Source organism: Roseibium sp. (assembly GCF_048260565.1).
Classification (GTDB): domain Bacteria; phylum Pseudomonadota; class Alphaproteobacteria; order Rhizobiales; family Stappiaceae; genus Roseibium.
In genome coordinates this window covers 653,098-670,194 of sequence record NZ_JBLXGP010000002.1, presented here as the reverse complement: position 1 = coordinate 670,194, position 17,097 = coordinate 653,098, and the positions used below count along the sequence as shown (strand labels likewise).

Below are 17,097 nucleotides of genomic sequence, written 5' to 3'. Positions count from 1 at the left end.
AGCACGCCCTCATGACGACCTGGATCATCCTCGGCCTACTGGTTCTGATCGGCCTTTATGTCATCTACCTCTACAATCAGCTCGTCACGAAACGGCAGATGGTGGAGGAAGGCTGGAGCGGCATCGATGTCCAACTGAAACGCCGGGCCGATCTTATTCCCAACCTTGTCGAGACCGTGAAGGGCTACGCGGAACACGAGCGCGGGGCACTGGAAGAGGTCACCGAAATGCGCGCCCGGGCGGCCAATGTCCCCTCCGGCGATGTGGCGGGTCGGGCCCAGGCGGAAGGCATGCTGTCCCAGGCGCTCGGTCGGCTTTTTGCCGTGGCCGAGGCCTATCCCGACCTGAAGGCCAGCGCGAATTTCCAGGACCTCCACGCCTCACTCGACTCGATCGAGGACGCCCTGCAAATGGCGCGGCGCTATTACAACGGCGCCGTACGCGGCCTGAACGTCATGGTCGAGAGTTTCCCCTCCAACCTGATCGCCTCGCAGTTCAAATTCGAAAAACGCGAGTATTTCGAAATCGAGGACGCCGCCGACCGGGCCGTTCCCAAAGTCAGTTTCTGAAGGGGCTGGCCATGCCGGGCTTCCGTATTTCCCGCCGCCTGACAGCGTTTGTCGTTGGCTGTCTCACTTTCTTCGCGGCCCTGACCCATGCTCTCGCCGACGAACGCATCCTGAATTTCGGCTCCACCATCGCTGTCGCCCATGACGGCACCCTGACCGTCACGGAAAAGATCACCGTCACGGCCGAAGGGAACAAGATCAAGCGCGGCATCTACAGGGACATTCCCCTGACCTTCGAGGACGCGGACGGCCGGGAGAAAAAAGCCGGGTTCGAACTCCTGGAAGTTCTGCGCGACGGCAGGCCGGACTCCTATACGGTCAAGCGCGCCAACGGCGGCGTGCGCATTTATGTCGGCAAGGAGGACGTCTTACTCCGGCCCGGCACTTACACTTACACGCTGCGTTACGAGACGACCCGTCAGATCCGGTTCTTCGACGACCATGACGAGGTTTACTGGAACGCCACCGGCAACGAATGGATCTTTCCGATCGACCAGGCCCAAGCGCTGGTGATCCTGCCCGAAGGCGACAAGGCCACCAGATGGACCGCCTTTACCGGGCGTTACGGCTCCAGGGAATCCGCCGTCACGGTGACATCCGAAGACGGCGACAACAGCGTTCTCTTCAAGACAACACGTGGACTTGGGCCGCAGGAAGGTTTGACCGTTGTCGTGGCGATGCCCAAAGGTGTCGTCGCGCCGCCGACGCGCGAACAGGAAGCGGCCTATTTCCTGATGGATTACCGGGCGGAGATCATCGGCAGCATCGGCGTGCTTCTGGTGCTTGCCTATTATCTGATTGCCTGGTGGCAGGTCGGCCGCGATCCGCCGAAAGGCGTGATCTTCCCGCGCTTCAAGGCGCCGGAAGGGATTTCTCCGGCCCTTGCCAATTACGTCACCAACCGCGGTTTCGGCGACGGCGGCTGGAAGGCGCTGTCGGCTGCCTGCCTGAACCTCGCCGTGAAAGGCCGGCTGGTGCTGGAGGCGCCCGGCGATACGGTCAAGCTTGTTCCGAAGCCGGACGGCAATCCGAGAAATGCATGGGACGATCCTCTTCCCAGGGGCGAATCCGCAGTGAACCGGTGGCTGCGGAATCGCGGCAGCCCGCTCACGATCAACAAGGACAACGGCAAGTCGGTCCAGACGCTCGGACGCAAGTTCCGCTCCGCGATCGAGTCTGAAAGCCGGGCACGGTATTTCAAGAAGAACTGGGGTTACGTGATCCCCGGCGCGATCCTGAGCGTTCTGGCCGCAATCGCGCTGGTGGTCTTCGGCAACTTGTCCGAAGATCAGATTGCGCTGTTCATGCCGGTCCTTTTTATCGGGGTTTTCGTAACGGTTTTCTCCGTCAATTTCGGCAAGCTGTTTCGGCGCTCCGGCAATATCTTCGCGAAGATCGCTGCCATTTTCATGATCTTCGGCTTCGGCATGTCCATTCTTGTCAGCGCGGTTCCGATCCTCTTCAGCGGCAGCTTCGGAATACCGCTGCTTCCGGCTCTTGCCGTCGCCCTGGTTGCCTCCAACCTGCTGTTCTACTACCTGCTGGGGGCGCCGACCGTTGCCGGCCGTCAGGTCCTCGACGAGATCGAAGGTCTGAAGCTTTATCTGACGGTTGCCGAGAAGGACCGGATGAACATGGAGGGCGCCCCGGAAATGAGCCCCTCCCATTTCGAAACGCTGTTGCCCTATGCGGTTGCTCTCGGCGTGGAAAAACCCTGGTCGAACGCCTTCCAGGCGTGGCTGCTGACGGCGGCCGGGGCTGCGGTCGCCGCATCCTATGCTCCGGCGTGGTATTCCGGGCAGGTGTTCGACGGCCATAACATTGCCGGCTCCATGAACGACGTGACCAGCGCGATGGCGGGAAGCTTCAGCACCTCCCTGCCCGCGCCGAAGTCATCGAGTTCGGGCTTTTCCAGCGGAGGCGGTTTCTCCGGCGGAGGAGGAGGCGGAGGCGGCGGCGGTGGATGGTAACCGGCGCGCCGACCGAAGCCGGAAGTTATGAACGGCGGCGTTTGATCGGGCAACCAGGAGAACAGGCATGGCGCAGGGTCCTGTAACGATCGGCGAGTTCGCGAGTTTCAATATTGCGATCATCGTCTATTTCCTCGGCGTGCGCCTCAACCGGACCATTCCGTTTCTCAATGCCTACAACATCCCCGAACCGGTCTCAGGCGGGCTGCTCGTGGCGGTTTGCGCCCTTTGCTACTACCTGATCACGGGCGGCGAAATCGCCTTCTCCCTTCAAACCCGCGATTTCCTGCTGCTCTACTTCTTCACCGCCATTGGCCTGAACGCCCGGTTCGGAGACCTGGCGCGCGGCGGCATCCCCCTTTTGAAACTGCTGCTCCTGACCCTGTGCTACATGGTGCTGCAGAACGGGATCGGCGTCGGGCTCGCGCTGACCATGGGCCAGCCGACCGGTTTCGGGTTGATTGGCGGAACCATCGCGCTCGTCGGCGGCCATGGCACGGCGATCGCCTGGGGCCCGACCCTGGCAGACAGCTACGGCGTGACGGGCGCCGTCGAGATCGGAGCCGCCACCGCAACACTCGGTCTGATCGCGGCCAGCCTTCTGGGCGGTCCCGTTGCCGATTACCTGATCAATCGCAGGGGCGCGAAGCCGGACCCGTCCGTTCACGAGGAAATTCCGATCATCGGCCTGGAGCGGGATACGGAGCCGACTGCCGAAGTCACCCACACCGGCCTGATGCGCAGCCTTCTGGTCCTGAATATCGCGATCGCGCTCGGGGTCGCCTTTCAGGAGATCCTGTCGAATACCGGACTGGACCTGCCGCTCTTTGTCGTCTGCCTGTTTTGCGGGATCGTCCTGTCGAACACCGTGCCGTTCGCGTTCCCGAACATGAAATGGCCCGCCAGATCGAAATCCCTGGCGGTCATCTCCGATCTGGCGCTCGGCATCTTCCTGACCATGTCCCTGATGGGACTGCAATTGTGGGTCGTTGCGGAGCTTGCCGCGCCGATGATGGTCATTCTGGCCGTTCAGGTCGCCTGCGCCGCGCTGTTCATCGTCTTCGTGCTGTTTCCCGTCATGGGCAGGGATTATATCGCAGCGGTCCTGGGGGCGGGCTTTGCCGGCTTTGCCCTGGGGGCGACACCGACGGCCATTGCCAACATGTCCGCCGTGACGAAACAATATGGCGCCGCCGCCCAGGCGCTGCTGATCCTGCCGCTGGTCTCGGCCTTTTTCGTCGACCTCAGCAATGCCGCGATCATCTGGCTGTTTCTGGGTTAGGCCGAATGACGGGCGCGCTCCGCTTCCGGCTCATCGGCGCGTCGAAGCATCTCGGCAAGTTTCTCCTGCGGCCGGGCGGCACCGAACAGGAAGCCCTGTCCGAGGTTACAGCCGCTGTCGCTCAGCTTCCGCAGGACCTCCTGCTGCTCGATCCCTTCGGCAACGGCTTCCACGCCGAGCCCCCTGGAGAGCACCAGAATCGATTCAACTATGGCCTCGCATTCCTTGCTGTCGGCCAGATGCATGGTGAAGGATTTGTCGATCTTCACCCTGTCGATCGGAAAATCGCGCAGATAGGTCAGGCTTGAGTGACCGGTTCCGAAATCGTCCAAGGCTATTCTCACCCCTGCATCGGACAGTTGCCGGAGAATGACTTGCGCTGTGTCCGCGTTGCGCATCAACGCCGTTTCGGTGATTTCCAGGGTCAGCCGATCCGGCTGCAAGCCAGTCTGCGACAGCACCGAGATGATTTTCAGCGGGAACGACAGATCCTGTAGCTGAAGTGGAGATATGTTGAAATTCAGGCCGATGTAGCGGGGCCAGGTTTTCGCGACGGAGCAGGCTTCGCTCAGAAGAGTTTCGGTCATCTCTCCGATCAGGCCGCAGTCCTCGGCAATCGGCACGAACTGGGCGGGCGAGACCTGTCCGAAATCCGGATCCGACCAGCGCGCCAGGGCTTCAAAGCCGACAATTTCCCGTGTTCCCAGATCGAGGATCGGTTGGTAGTAGACCTTGATCAACCGGTTTTCGATCGCGTTGCGCAGCCGCTGCTCGAGCAATGTCGTGTGCAGGATCGTCGCGTCCATATCGACTTCGAAGAAGCAGTAGGACGACCTGCCGGAGGTCTTGGCTCGGTAGAGGGCGATGTCCGCGCGCCGAAGCAATTCGGCTGGCGAATACCCATCATCCGGGAAAATGGAGATCCCGATGCCGCTGCCGATCGTGACCTGCCGGGACTCCAGGACGAAGACTTCCTGAATGCGCTGGAGGATCCGGTTCGCCAGAGCCGACGCTTCGCTTACTTCGCTGATCTCGGGGGTGACGACCGCAAATTCATCGCCACCTAGACGGGCAACGATGCCATCCTCGCCAACCGTTCTGCGCAGACGTTCGGCGAAGCTGGTCAGCAGCGCATCGCCGAAACCATGACCGTAGACATCGTTGATCGTCTTGAACCCGTCCATGTCCAGCATCATCACGGCGCGGTATTTCTCCGGCGCCAGAGACGCGGTCAGTTCGATCAGGGTTTCCTGAAATTTCCGCCGGTTCGGCAAACCGGTCAGAGCATCATGTTGCGCCATTTCAAGCGTGCGTTGTTGCTCCGCCTTGCGCTCGCGCAATTCCCGCCGCAGTCCGAACACCGCTCGGACACCCAGGAAAAGCCCGAACAGGATCAGACACGCCAGAACACTGACCAGCACCTCCACGAAATGATGCCGGGCACTGCCTTCTGCGGGCAGGAACGAAAGCGGGTGAAGTTGAGCGATCAGGTATCCGAATAAAGGCACCGAACCCGCAGCGCAAAGCACCAACCATTGAGACCGGGAGAGCCTTTTAAAGGGATTTTTCACTTTGCGCCGTTTCGCTCTGATATTCGATTGCTCGAACCCTAGATTTTCGCCGCTTTTCCTTTAGGAACAATGAAATCGATTACCTAAATTTGACGCTTTAATGCCGAAATTTCAAAGACATTGAAAGTATTCCCGATTTGGAAACCTCCTTTGTCTCCCTGAAGGTTAGGGCGCAAACGGAACCGGCGGCGGCAAATTTCCCTCGCATCGCCGAGAGGGGGTGACAAGACCGGGCGGACTTGCTAACGGACGGGCCGACCGATCCGAAGGATCCCGCTCTACCGAAGGCTAGTAATTCCGATGCCAGATCTCCTGCTTGAACTTTTCAGCGAGGAAATCCCCGCGCGCATGCAGCGCCGCGCCGCCGATGATCTCAAGTCGCTCGTGACCAACGCCCTGGTCGAGGCAGGCCTGACTTACGAAGGCGCCAAGGCCTTCGCGACGCCGCGCCGGCTCGCCCTGCATGTCGCCGGTGTTCCCGTTGCCTCCGCGGCAACCCGGGAAGAGCGCAAGGGCCCGCGCGTCGGCGCGCCGGAAAAGGCAGTCGAAGGGTTTCTGCGCGGAGCGGGTCTGACATCGATCGATCAGGCGCAAATTCAGAGCGACCCGAAGAAGGGCGAGTTCTACGTCGCCGTGATCGAAAAGCCCGGCCGGAACGCCATCGACATCATCGCCGACTTCATGCCCGGCATCATCCGTGGCTTCCCCTGGCCGAAATCCATGCGCTGGGGTACCGGCCAGATGCGCTGGGTCCGGCCGCTGCATTCGATCATCGCGACCTTCGGTCCTGAAACCGAGGAGCCGGACGTGGTTCCCTTCGAGGTGGACGGCATCGTGTCCGGCAAGACGACCCGCGGCCACCGTTTCCTGGCGGACGAGGCCTTCGCCGTGCGCCGCTTCGACGATTACGCCCCGGCGCTCGAAAAGCACAAGGTCGTGCTCGACGCGGACCGGCGCAAGGACATCATCGTCCATGATGCCCGCGACCGCGCCTTTGCCCTCGGTCTCGAGCTGGTCGAGGACGAAGGCCTGCTGGAAGAGGTCGCCGGCCTGGTCGAATGGCCGGTGGTGCTGACGGGAACCTTCGAGGAGGCGTTCCTGGAGATCCCGGACGAATGCATCCGGCTGACCATCCGGGCCAATCAGAAGTGCTTCGTGCTCAAGGATCCGAAGTCCGGAAAGCTGGCGAACCGTTTCGTCCTGACCTCCAACATCGAAGCCTCCGATGGTGGCAAGGAGATCGTCGCCGGCAACGAGAAGGTCATCCGTGCCCGGCTTTCGGACGCGCGCTTCTTCTGGGAAACCGACCTGAAGACCAAACTCGCCGATAATCTGCCGAAACTGGACGGCATCGTCTTCCACGAGAAACTCGGCTCCCAGGGCGAGCGGGTTAAACGGCTGGAGACACTTGCCGCCGAAACCGCCTCTCTGATCGGCGCCGATAAGACCAAGGCCAAACGGGCGGCAACGCTTGCGAAGGCGGATCTGGTGTCGTCGATGGTCTACGAATTCCCGGAACTCCAGGGGCTGATGGGCCGCTACTATGCGACGGCCCAGGGCGAGGATGCCTCCGTCGCAACGGCCATCGAGGATCATTACCGTCCGCAAGGGCCTTCGGACAGCGTGCCGACCGATCCGGTCGCCATCGCCGTTGCCCTTGCCGACAAGCTGGACCTTCTGGCCGGCTTCTGGGCGATCGACGAAAAGCCGACCGGGTCGAAGGACCCCTATGCGCTGCGCCGCGCCGCGCTCGGCGTGATCCGGATCATTCTGGAGAACAGTCTGCGCCTGCGATTGATGCCACTTTTTAAGGATGCTCATACGCTTCTAGCGACGCTTGACGAGAACAATCCTCGCTTTGAGATCGAAGCAGATATCCCCGTCACTTGGGCAGGTGCTGAGTATCCATCAAAGAATGAGGACCTCCTCGCCTTCCTGGCCGACCGGCTCAAGGTCTATCTGAAGGACGAAGGCGCGCGCCACGACCTGATCGATGCGGTCTTCGCCATGGAAGGCCAGGACGATCTGCTGATGGTGGTCAGGCGGGTCGAGGCGCTCGGCAAGTTCCTGGAGACCGAGGACGGCGCCAATCTGCTCGCCGGCTACAAGCGTGCGGTCAACATCCTCAAGGCGGAAGAAAAGAAGGACGGCGCACCTGTCGAGGGCCGGCCGCAGGCTGACCACTTCAAGGAACAGGCGGAAGTCGATCTCGCCGCGGCGATCGACACTGCGCGTGCCGATGCTGAGAATGCGGTGGAGCGAGAAGATTTTGCGGGCGCCATGGAAGCGCTGTCGAAGCTGCGCGCGCCGGTGGACCGGTTCTTCGAGGACATCCTGGTCAATGCGGAAGAGGCGGAAATCCGTCTCAACCGGCTGCGTCTCCTGTCCGAAATCCGCAACGCCACCCATGTGGTTGCGGATTTCTCGAAGGTGGCGGGCTAAGCCGGATCTTCTTCTGAGTGAGCCGGGTTACTGTTCGGGCCGGTAGCGGCCCGTCTCCGGATCCTGCTTCAGGGTCCGAACCGGCTCGCCGTTGGGGCCTTTGGCCGCGGCGGCTGCCTCGGACAGCCGTCGTTCGACCTCGGCCATTTTCTTCTTCATGCGGTTCACGACCCAGTAACCGCCGACGGCGAGGGCTGCAAATCCGAGTAATTCCGTCATGTCATCTCCCTCGCCGGCCCTGCCCGGTCTGAAGCCTCAAAGCCCGTAACGCTGCCATAATGCGCGCGCTTCAAGCGAAGATATCATCTCGTCGGCAAGCCCGCCTTCGCCTTCCAGGAACCGTGCCGCGACACCGACCCCGCTCTTGCGGCCGAACAGTCCGCGCGGTGCGGAAATCAGCTTGGGCTCCGCCTTGTCGCCGAACCGTTTTTTCAGGACACCGCGCAGGTCGCCGATCTCGTCGACCAGACCCAGTTCCCGGGCTTTTCCGCCGGTCCAGAACTTACCTGAAAAGAGGTCTTCGTCATTGGACAAAATGTCACCGCGGCGCGACTTCACCATATCGATGAAGACCTCGTGGATTTCCTGCTGCAGTCCTTTGAGGAACTCGATGTCGTCCGGATCGGCTTCCTTGAACGGATCCAGGATCACCTTCTTTTCGCCGGCGGTATAGACCCGGCGTTCGACACCGATCTTCTTCAGAAGTTCGGGAAAGCCGAAACCGGCCGCAACCACGCCGATGGACCCCACGATGGAGGACGGGTCCGCGTAGATCTCGTTGCCGGCAAGGGCGATCATATAGCCACCGGACGCTGCCACATCTTCCACGAAGACGAGTACGTCCTTTTCCTTTTCCTCTGCGAGATCGCGGATCCGCTTGAAAATCAGGCGCGACTGAACCGGCGACCCGCCCGGCGAATTCACGATCAGCGCCACGGCAGGCGCTTTTTTCATTGCGAACGCCTTTTCCAGCGGTTGGGAAACGGAGGCAAGCGAAAGGCCCGGACGGAGCGGTGTCACCATTCCGATCGCACCCTGAAGGCGGACGACCGGGATAATCGTCTTGTCGTTACGAAAGGCTTTGGGAAGCAAGTTGCGCAATTTATCGAACACGTAAGCGGGAGCTCCGGAAGAGGGTATCTAACGGCATATAGTGCCAAGTGGGCGCAAATATAACCCGTCGTCCGCGATTTCGAAACGACGTCCGCCGATCGCAGGAGGATGCGACGCTTCTCTTGTATCGGAAAATACCGGAATAACGCTCGACCGGGATCAGAGCTGGGCGCCCTTGCGCGCTCCAAACGCACCAGCTTCCGCGCGGCGGGCCTTGCGTTCGGCTCGTTTCTGTTCGCGAAGGGTAATTTCTTCGGCAGCTTTTTCGATGTCTTCGGCGGTTTGTTCTGCGTCGCCGGCATTTCCGACAGCATTCACGCGCTTTTTGCCAGACCCGAAGCCTGCCGCCCGTCTCCCCACACCCTTGTGCATGGGGTTCATGTCATTGAGCACGGGCTTCATTTCCTTGCCGGACGTAAACTGCCAACATAGGCGGACACCGGCGCATTCGGGTCCACGCCACGCAATGCTGCCGCGAACGGGCAAGTCCAGCCCGTTTATGCGCAGAAAGATGTCATCAGGCAGATGCCCGACCCCCTTCCCCTCGAGACGACATCCGTTCTTGCTGGCATTGGATATGATGCAATGGATCGAGGCGTTTCCGGACAGATCGCTGACACGCGCCGGTATATGAACGGGACGGCGCTGCTCCTTCCGCTTTTCCTGGTCCTTGCTGGATTCACTGAAATCAAAGAGAACCTTGGCTTCACCGTCCGAAACGTAGGTGATCCGGCCTTTGATCATCTTTTCCAGGCCGTCCACGCGCAAACCGATCATTTCGTTCAGTTCGTTCACGCGGTGGGAAAGAATACTGCAGCCGGAACCGGAAAACCCTGACGCAGATCCCTCGATGCAAAGAAGGCGCTCCAGATCGACGATCAGAACGGCCAGCGTTGCGCCTTCCGGTATGTTTTGGGCCAAAGCGGTCACGAGTGGTTTCCCTTACTTCTCAGTAAGGAAATACCCGCCCAATGCAAACTTCAGGTTAACGGCCCTGTAAAAATTCTCCATATAGCGTATTTTCAAGAGTCCGAAATCTAATTGGAAAAATATATTCAGCCTTAAACCATATTAACTTTAGTTAGTCCGTTTTTCTGCAAGCTTTTGCTTAATCGATAGAAAATCCTGCCAGGATTGCCTTTTCTCAAGCGAGCTGCGCAAAAGATAGGCAGGATGATAGGTTGCAACGCACGCAATCTCTGCATTTCCGGTGGAAAAATTCATCCAGCGCCCACGCAATTTTCTGATGCCCTCCTGGGTGCCCAGCAAGGTTTTCGCGGATGCCGATCCAAGAAAAACAAGAATATCCGGTTTTACGAGTTCGATCTGGCGCATGATGAACGGCTTGCAGATTTCCGTTTCCTGCGGTGTCGGGGTCCGGTTTCCGGGGGGGCGCCAGGGCACCACATTGGCGATATAGGCGCCTGACCGGTCCAGGCCGATGGCGTTCAGCATCCGGTCGAGCAATTGTCCGGAGCGGCCGACAAAGGGCTTGCCCTGCAAATCCTCATCCCGGCCCGGAGCCTCGCCGACGAACATAACCCGGGCCTGCGGGTTGCCGTCGGCAAAAACGAGATTCTTGGCCGTCAGACGCAAATTGCAGCCGTCAAACCCTTCCAGGCAGGCGCGAAGCTCCTCGAGCGTCGAAGCGTTCCCGGCGGCATCGCGGGCGGATTCCACGACTGATGCGTTCGGGAGAACCGCCGAAGCCCCGCCCCCGGAAGCTTCGCCACCCTGCGGCTGCGCTGCCGGGTTAGACGATATCGAGTGCGGGGCCGTTTGCGGCAAGGGTCTATCCGCTCCCGGCATCCGGGACAGGGGAGATTGGGCTGCGGCAGGGCCTGGCCCTTGAACCTGACGGTCGGAGGGGCGGAACATCTGTTCGCCCGCCCGCCTTTCGGCGCGCCTTGCGGTTTCGGCAAAACGATCGACCGGATCCGTCTCCAACAGGCAATCGATTCCGCTTGCCAGATAAAAATCCAGCAGCGCTTCAAGTTCCCTGTTTGCCTGATCCATCGACTGCACCTTATGGCCTCCGCAGGTATTCTATTCGCTCCCGCGTCCTGTGACAAAGCCAAGGCAGGATGTTTTATCCGCGTAAAACCGCTTGTCCAACAGATTGACTCCCTTCGCGCGCCTCACCCGGACTAAAAATTCCGCTTACGTAAGCGTAAGTCGTGGACTTGACGACGGAACGACTTTTCAGTCTATGTGCCAATCGGATGACATAAGCCGAAATTCGCATTTGATCGGGGCAAGGCTGCCAGTAGGGTCGTGCGTACTTAAGGCCGATGATGCAAAAGGGGTAGTATCCGGCCATGACCGGATATCAAGCGAGGGAGAACTCAATGTCCGAACAGGATGGGGCAGAGCTTGGCGAACGCGAAAGCATGGACGTTGACGTCGTTATCGTCGGCGCCGGCCCGGCCGGTCTGGCTGCCGCGATCCGGCTGAAGCAGATCGCCGATGAGAAGGGCGAAGAGCTGAGCATCGTCGTTCTGGAGAAAGGCTCCGAAGTCGGCGCCCATATCCTGTCCGGCGCCGTCATCGACCCGATCGGGCTGGACAAACTGCTGCCGGAATGGCGCGACGAGGACACGCCGATCAAGACGCCGGTCACCGCCGATCATTTCCTGGTTCTCGGTCCGGCCGGTTCCCTGCGCCTGCCGAACATGTTCATGCCGAAACTCATGAACAATCACGGCAATTACATCGTCTCGCTCGGCAACGTCTGCCGCTGGCTGGCGGAAAAGGCCGAGGCGCTCGGTATCGAGATCTATCCGGGCTTCGCGGCCGCCGAAATCCTTTATGACGACAATGGTCGCGTCGTCGGTGTTGCCACTGGTGACATGGGCATCGGCCGCGACGGCAAGCCGAACGCCCAGTTCACCCGCGGCATGGAACTGCGGGCGAAATACACGCTGATCGGCGAGGGTGCGCGCGGTTCGCTTGCCAAGGAACTGATCGCGAAATTCGCCCTCGACCGGGACTGCGACGTTCCGAAGTTCGGCATCGGCCTCAAGGAACTGTGGCAGATCGACCCGGAGAAGCATCGGCCCGGACTGGTCCAGCATTCCTTCGGCTGGCCGCTCGACGGCAAGACCGGCGGCGGATCGTTCCTGTACCACCTGGAGGACAACCAGGTGGCGGTCGGCTTCGTGCTGCACCTGAACTATGAAAATCCGTGGCTGTCGCCTTTCGACGAGTTCCAGCGCTTCAAGACCCACCCGGCCATTCGCGACACGTTCGAGGGCGGCAAGCGCATAGCCTATGGCGCACGGGCGATCACCGAAGGCGGCTACCAGTCCGTTCCCAAGCTCTCCTTCCCCGGCGGTCTCATCATGGGCTGCTCGGCCGGGTTCGTGAACGTGCCCCGGATCAAGGGCTCCCACAACGCCATGCTGTCCGGCATGCTGGCGGCGGAAGAGGTCATGGCAGCCATCGGCCGGGGCGAAGCCAATACGGAATTGACCGGCTATGACGCCGCCTGGCGGGCGAGCGAAATCGGCAAGGATCTGAAGACGGTTCGCAACGTGAAGCCGCTTTGGTCGAAGTTCGGCACCGTGCTTGGCATCGCGCTCGGCGGGATGGACATGTGGACCAACGAACTGTTCGGCTTCTCCTTCTTCGGCACCCTGAAGCACGGCAAGACCGATGCGGCCACCCTCAAGCCGGCCAAGGATTGTCCGAAGATCGATTATCCGAAGCCGGACGGCGTGATCTCCTTCGACAAGCTCTCCTCCGTGTTCCTGTCGAACACCAACCACGAGGAGGATCAGCCGATCCATCTGAAGGTGGGCGACGAAGCGCTGCAGAAGTCCTCGGAACACGACATCTTCGCCGGCCCCTCGAACCGGTATTGCCCCGCAGGCGTCTACGAATGGGTGGAAGAAGGCGAAGACGCGCCGAGGTTCCAGATCAACGCGCAGAACTGCGTCCACTGCAAGACCTGCGATATCAAGGATCCGAACGGCAACATCACCTGGACGGTTCCCGAAGGGACCGGCGGCCCCAACTATCCGAATATGTAAGGCAAACGCCTGCCGGACGGCCCAAGAACAAAGCACCGGACAAACAAAAACGGCACCGGGGAGGATCCCGGTGCCGTTTGCTTGTGGCCGATGGGTCATTTCCGGCTGGCTGCCGATGGAAGTCGGAGCAGCCGGTCGCGGTTGTCAAAGGCCATATGGGTTCCCGCGAACTGCTTGTTCGTCTTGTTGAACCGGAACCCGGGCTTTGCCCGCTACCACAAGATATTTTGTATACATTCAGGTGTAGACTTGGCGCCCCTCACCTGAGCATTCTTCCATGATCGGACGACCTGGCCGTCCCCTCACTATTACAAACAGCAATACAGACCGCGCCTCATCCGGGTATGCACGGACAAGAGGACTGAATTGACTCTGATACACAGTATTCCGCGGCTTTAAAGCTACCGAAGCTCAATATACGATAAGGCAGACTTTACCGGACGGTAAAATGCACCTCACCAATCAGTGTCCGGTTCGACCAATTCGGCCACCGCAGACACCCGCAAGTTCCCTTGCGTCAACCATTTTCGTTTGTATACATACAAGTGACAAAACGGTCAAACGCTTTTTCGAATGAATATGGAGATTTCTTATCCGCACAAAATTGCGGCGTGGAAGCAGCGACCGGCGGCTATCCGCCACCGGTCGAGGAACCGTCCCCAAGCTGTTGCTTATGCAGCTTCCGTGCGCCGGCGGGCAGGCCGTCTCGGCTTCGCCCCACGCGGCTTGAACGCCGCATTGTCGTTGTCATTGGAGCGAGACGACTGTCCGCCTCTGCCCTGACCGCCATTGTTTCGGCCGCCATTGTTCCTATTCCGGCCGCCGTTGTTCTGGCCACCATTGTTCTGGCGCCCGCGGTTTCCGCCCCGGCCCTTGCCGGGGGAAACGGCGGCGCTCGCAGGCGGAACTTCGCCGCTGGCAACTTCGATCGAAATGCCGATCAGCTTTTCGATCTGACGGAACAGGCCGATTTCTTCCGGGCTGCACAACGCCACGGCTTCGCCATCCGCACCGGCACGCGCAGTCCGGCCGATCCGGTGGACGTAAGCTTCCGCGACTTCCGGCAGCTCGAAATTATAGACGTGACTGACGCCCGGAATATCGATGCCGCGGGCCGCGACATCTGTCGCAACGAGAACCTTGATCTGCCCTTCGCGAAGACCCTTGATGGCCTTCTCACGCTGGCTCTGGCTCTTGTTGCCGTGAATGGAGCCTGCCTTGATGCCGGATGAGACCATCTTGCGCATCAGCCGTTCGGCACCGTGCTTGGTGCGGCAGAAGACGAGAGACATGTCACCGGGCCGCTCGCACAGCGTCGAAACGAGGAAGTCCGTCTTGGCCTTCTGGTCCATGAAATGGACGCATTGACCGACCTTGTCCGCAGTCTTGCCGACGGGCGCGACCTCGACCCGGACCGGATCGGTGAGATAGGACTGGGCCAGTTCGTTGATCTGCTTCGGCATGGTTGCCGAGAACAGGAGAGTCTGGCGCTTCTTCGAAACCAGCGCTGCGATCTTGCGCAGGGCATGGATGAACCCGAGGTCGAGCATCTGATCGGCCTCGTCGAGAACCAGGAACGAAACGCTCTTCAGGGTCACGGCATTCCGGTCGACGAGATCGAGCAGACGCCCGGGCGTCGCGACAAGAATATCCGTTCCGCGCGACATGCGCTTGATCTGGCTGTTGATGGACACGCCGCCGACGACGGACGTCACCCTGAGCGGCGTGCCGCGCACGAAAGACACCAGGTTCTTCGCGATCTGGTTGACCAGCTCGCGTGTCGGGGCAAGGATCAGCGCCTGCGCTCCCCTGGGCTCCGGCGTTCTGGGATCGGCAAGAAGCCGTTCAACCAAAGGCAAACCGAAGGCAGCGGTTTTACCGGTCCCTGTCTGCGCGAGACCCATCAGGTCTTCGCCTTTGAGGATAAGCGGGATTGCGTCTTTCTGGATCGGCGTCGGCGTTTCATAGCCGTTCGCCTCGATGGCCTTCAGAAGTTGGTCGGAGAGGCCAAGCGATTTAAATTCTGTCAAGTGATACCCTTCTGGAACTGCATTCCGCCGGATTGCGGCAAAATGCGCCAAATCCCCACGACCTATCGGCGGTGGAGTCTGAGATTGCGGTTACGACTGGCACACTCACCTGGGACTGGATTGTCCGCTCAGGTCGCGCCGATCGTCAGAACCCCGCGTGAAATGGGAACTCGGGAAATTGCCGGTTATACAAAAACCGATTGAGGCTGCATCTTGCACAAATTTCAGCGCTAGAAAGTCAGCGCTTTTGTGCGGACCGCTCACGCGGCGGTCGAATGCGATGATCACTTTATGGGATTTGTGCACTGCAAAGTCAAGGGACCTTATCTCTCACCCCTTTAAAAATGAGGGGGCCAGCTCTGAGCGTTAAGACAATCCAAAGTATTGCAATGTCAATATTACCACCTGAAAATTATTCGGAATTATCCGAGCCGTCCTGATGCGAAAAGAATTCCAAATACCCAACAAGCGCAAAATCATGCGCTACGGATTGCTGGCTGGATTTTTCGTCTGTGTTGCATTTGCCGCGATATGGGCCGCCGGCGTTCTCAAGCTTCTGCAGGTGGGCTGGCACGCGCAGCTACACTCCAATATCGACGGCATCATTATCGGTGCGCTTCTGGTCGGATGCGCCGGCTACGCCTTCGGCTTTCGCAAAATCCTCGACCTCAGACGCGAGCAGGGACGACGCACGCTTGCGGAATCCAAAGCCGACTGGATTACCTATCACGACTTTCTCACCCGGTTGCCTAACCGCCGGTTCTTGAAGGAAAAGGCTCCCGATATCGTCGAAACGGCTTTCGGAAAGATAGGCTACGGGGTCCTGGCGTTCGATCTGGACGGTTTCAAGAAGGTCAATGAAACGGTGGGACCTGACGGTGGAGACACGCTGCTGATCGATCTCGCCGGGAGACTTTCCGCCTTTATGCCCGAGGCCATTCTCGTCCGGCTCGGCAGCGACGAATTTCTCCTCATCGCCGGCTGCACGGCAACGAACCGCTGCCAGAACTGCTCCGATCCCGAGCAGGCCCGCAAGTTGGCCGAAGACCTGATAAACTTGCTGAACAGGCCTTTCGATATCAAAGGGATGCAGATCTCCGTCGGAGCCTGCGTGGGTCTTTCAAGTTACCCCGAACATGGCCTCCGGCTGAAAGACGTCGTCAAGCAGGCCATCCTGGCGCTGAGCGTCGCCAAACGGCAGGGACGCAATTCCTTTGTGGAGTTTCAGCCGGAAATCAACGAGGATCTCGCCCGCCGTACCCGTATCGAGCGCCAGTTGCGAGACGCGGTGGCAAATGGCGACATCGTTCCCTTTTACCAGCCTCTCGTCGATCTGAAGAGGGGCACGATCGTCGGCTTCGAAGCCCTCGCCCGATGGAACACGCCCGAGGACGGTTTCATCTCGCCGGAACTGTTCATCCGCATGGCCGAGACGACCGGCCTGATTTCGGAGCTCTCTGAACAATTGCTCCGCCAGGCGTGCAGGGACGCCATGGATTGGCCGAAACAGGTGGGTCTTGCCTTCAATATCTCACCCCGAATGCTGGAAGACCGTTACCTGGGCCTGAAAATATTCAAGATCCTGGGGGAAACCGGCCTCAACCCCCATCGGTTGGAAATCGAGATCACCGAAAGCGCCCTGGTGCGCGACACCGAACTGGCCGCGGCCATGATCAGAGATCTTCGCGGCGCAGGCATCCGCGTCGTTCTGGATGATTTCGGCACCGGCTATTCCAGCCTGGCGCAGCTTTCCGTCCTGACATTCGACAAGATCAAGATCGACCGGATTTTCGTCTCCGGCCTGGAGCAGGACGAAAAGAAGTCGAAGATCGTCAGAACCACGGTTGCTTTGGCGAGCGGCCTGGGCATCTCGACGACGGCAGAAGGCATCGAGCAGGAAAGCCAGCTCGACTATCTCAAGCAGTTGGGCTGCAGCTTCGGCCAGGGATACCTGTTCGGCAAGGCGGTCCCGCCGGAGCAGGCCCTGGCCTTGCTGAATACGGGCTCAGCATCCGGTACAGAGCCGAGCCGACAGGTGTCTGCCTGATCCACAAGGACGACGGCTCGCACAGCGTGCGGCGCGACGAAC

The 17,097-nt window shown here is 60.0% G+C and carries 12 protein-coding genes; 6 read left to right on the top strand and 6 right to left on the bottom strand.

Annotation, left to right across the window (positions count from 1 at the left end; translation table 11 throughout):
* Positions 1-11 precede the first annotated feature (11 nt).
* The 3 genes from ACN0SO_RS07445 to gltS all read left to right on the top strand — a co-directional run bounded on the left by ACN0SO_RS07445 (position 12) and on the right by gltS (position 3,821).
* Positions 12-569, top strand: a complete 558-nt coding sequence (locus ACN0SO_RS07445; protein WP_417676103.1) for a LemA family protein — start codon at positions 12-14, stop codon at positions 567-569.
* Positions 570-580: 11 nt separating this feature from the next.
* The gene (locus ACN0SO_RS07440; RefSeq protein WP_417676101.1) at positions 581-2,539 is read left to right on the top strand and encodes a DUF2207 domain-containing protein; all 1,959 of its coding nucleotides are present in this window, start codon (positions 581-583) and stop codon (positions 2,537-2,539) included.
* Positions 2,540-2,606: 67 nt separating this feature from the next.
* On the top strand, positions 2,607-3,821 hold the full coding sequence (gene gltS / locus ACN0SO_RS07435) for a sodium/glutamate symporter (RefSeq protein ID WP_417676099.1): 1,215 nt from the start codon (positions 2,607-2,609) through the stop codon (positions 3,819-3,821).
* Here the strand turns inward: gltS and ACN0SO_RS07430 are convergent.
* Positions 3,818-5,329 (bottom strand): putative bifunctional diguanylate cyclase/phosphodiesterase, encoded by a 1,512-nt coding sequence (locus ACN0SO_RS07430; protein WP_417676097.1) that lies wholly within the window; start codon positions 5,327-5,329, stop codon positions 3,818-3,820. The genes gltS and ACN0SO_RS07430 overlap by 4 nt on opposite strands.
* Positions 5,330-5,692: 363 nt before the next feature.
* Between ACN0SO_RS07430 and glyS the strand changes: the two genes are divergently transcribed.
* The gene (gene glyS / locus ACN0SO_RS07425) at positions 5,693-7,834 is read left to right on the top strand and encodes a glycine--tRNA ligase subunit beta (protein ID WP_417676095.1); all 2,142 of its coding nucleotides are present in this window, start codon (positions 5,693-5,695) and stop codon (positions 7,832-7,834) included.
* Positions 7,835-7,861: 27 nt separating this feature from the next.
* Here the strand turns inward: glyS and ACN0SO_RS07420 are convergent, their stop codons facing one another.
* From ACN0SO_RS07420 to ACN0SO_RS07405, 4 genes are all read right to left on the bottom strand, one after another.
* Positions 7,862-8,053 carry a hypothetical protein gene (locus ACN0SO_RS07420; protein WP_346915501.1) on the bottom strand — a complete coding sequence of 64 codons (192 nt, stop codon included), beginning with the start codon at positions 8,051-8,053 and terminating at the stop codon, positions 7,862-7,864.
* Between the two features lie 36 nt (positions 8,054-8,089).
* Complete coding sequence (locus ACN0SO_RS07415; protein ID WP_417676092.1) at positions 8,090-8,947, bottom strand: S49 family peptidase; 858 nt, start codon at positions 8,945-8,947, stop codon at positions 8,090-8,092.
* A gap of 159 nt (positions 8,948-9,106) precedes the next feature.
* Complete coding sequence (locus tag ACN0SO_RS07410) at positions 9,107-9,877, bottom strand: PilZ domain-containing protein (protein ID WP_417676090.1); 771 nt, start codon at positions 9,875-9,877, stop codon at positions 9,107-9,109.
* Positions 9,878-10,024: 147 nt separating this feature from the next.
* Complete coding sequence (locus ACN0SO_RS07405; RefSeq protein ID WP_417676412.1) at positions 10,025-10,963, bottom strand: uracil-DNA glycosylase; 939 nt, start codon at positions 10,961-10,963, stop codon at positions 10,025-10,027.
* A 332-nt stretch (positions 10,964-11,295) separates the two neighbouring features.
* Between ACN0SO_RS07405 and ACN0SO_RS07400 the strand changes: the two genes are divergently transcribed.
* Positions 11,296-12,978, top strand: coding sequence for an electron transfer flavoprotein-ubiquinone oxidoreductase (locus ACN0SO_RS07400; RefSeq protein WP_417676088.1), 1,683 nt, complete (start codon positions 11,296-11,298; stop codon positions 12,976-12,978).
* 671 nt (positions 12,979-13,649) lie between these two features.
* On the opposite strand, the gene ACN0SO_RS07395 is transcribed toward ACN0SO_RS07400, so the two are convergent.
* Positions 13,650-15,008: a DEAD/DEAH box helicase gene (locus tag ACN0SO_RS07395; protein WP_417676086.1), complete on the bottom strand. Its 1,359-nt coding sequence runs from the start codon at positions 15,006-15,008 to the stop codon at positions 13,650-13,652.
* 478 nt (positions 15,009-15,486) lie between these two features.
* Between ACN0SO_RS07395 and ACN0SO_RS07390 the strand changes: the two genes are divergently transcribed.
* Entirely contained in the window at positions 15,487-17,055 is a 1,569-nt protein-coding gene (locus ACN0SO_RS07390; protein WP_417676084.1) for a putative bifunctional diguanylate cyclase/phosphodiesterase, read from the top strand.
* Positions 17,056-17,097: the final 42 nt, after the last annotated feature.

Excerpts from the sequence above, each read along its gene's own strand:
- ACN0SO_RS07445 (WP_417676103.1), top strand. The coding sequence starts at position 12 with ATGACGACCTGGATCATCCTCGGCCTACTGGTTCTGATCGGCCTTTAT.
- ACN0SO_RS07440 (WP_417676101.1), top strand. The coding sequence starts at position 581 with ATGCCGGGCTTCCGTATTTCCCGCCGCCTGACAGCGTTTGTCGTTGGC.
- gltS (WP_417676099.1), top strand. The coding sequence starts at position 2,607 with ATGGCGCAGGGTCCTGTAACGATCGGCGAGTTCGCGAGTTTCAATATT.
- glyS (WP_417676095.1), top strand. The coding sequence starts at position 5,693 with ATGCCAGATCTCCTGCTTGAACTTTTCAGCGAGGAAATCCCCGCGCGC.
- ACN0SO_RS07420 (WP_346915501.1), bottom strand. The coding sequence starts at position 8,053 with ATGACGGAATTACTCGGATTTGCAGCCCTCGCCGTCGGCGGTTACTGG.
- ACN0SO_RS07405 (WP_417676412.1), bottom strand. The coding sequence starts at position 10,963 with ATGGATCAGGCAAACAGGGAACTTGAAGCGCTGCTGGATTTTTATCTG.
- ACN0SO_RS07400 (WP_417676088.1), top strand. The coding sequence starts at position 11,296 with ATGTCCGAACAGGATGGGGCAGAGCTTGGCGAACGCGAAAGCATGGAC.
- ACN0SO_RS07390 (WP_417676084.1), top strand. The coding sequence starts at position 15,487 with ATGCGCTACGGATTGCTGGCTGGATTTTTCGTCTGTGTTGCATTTGCC.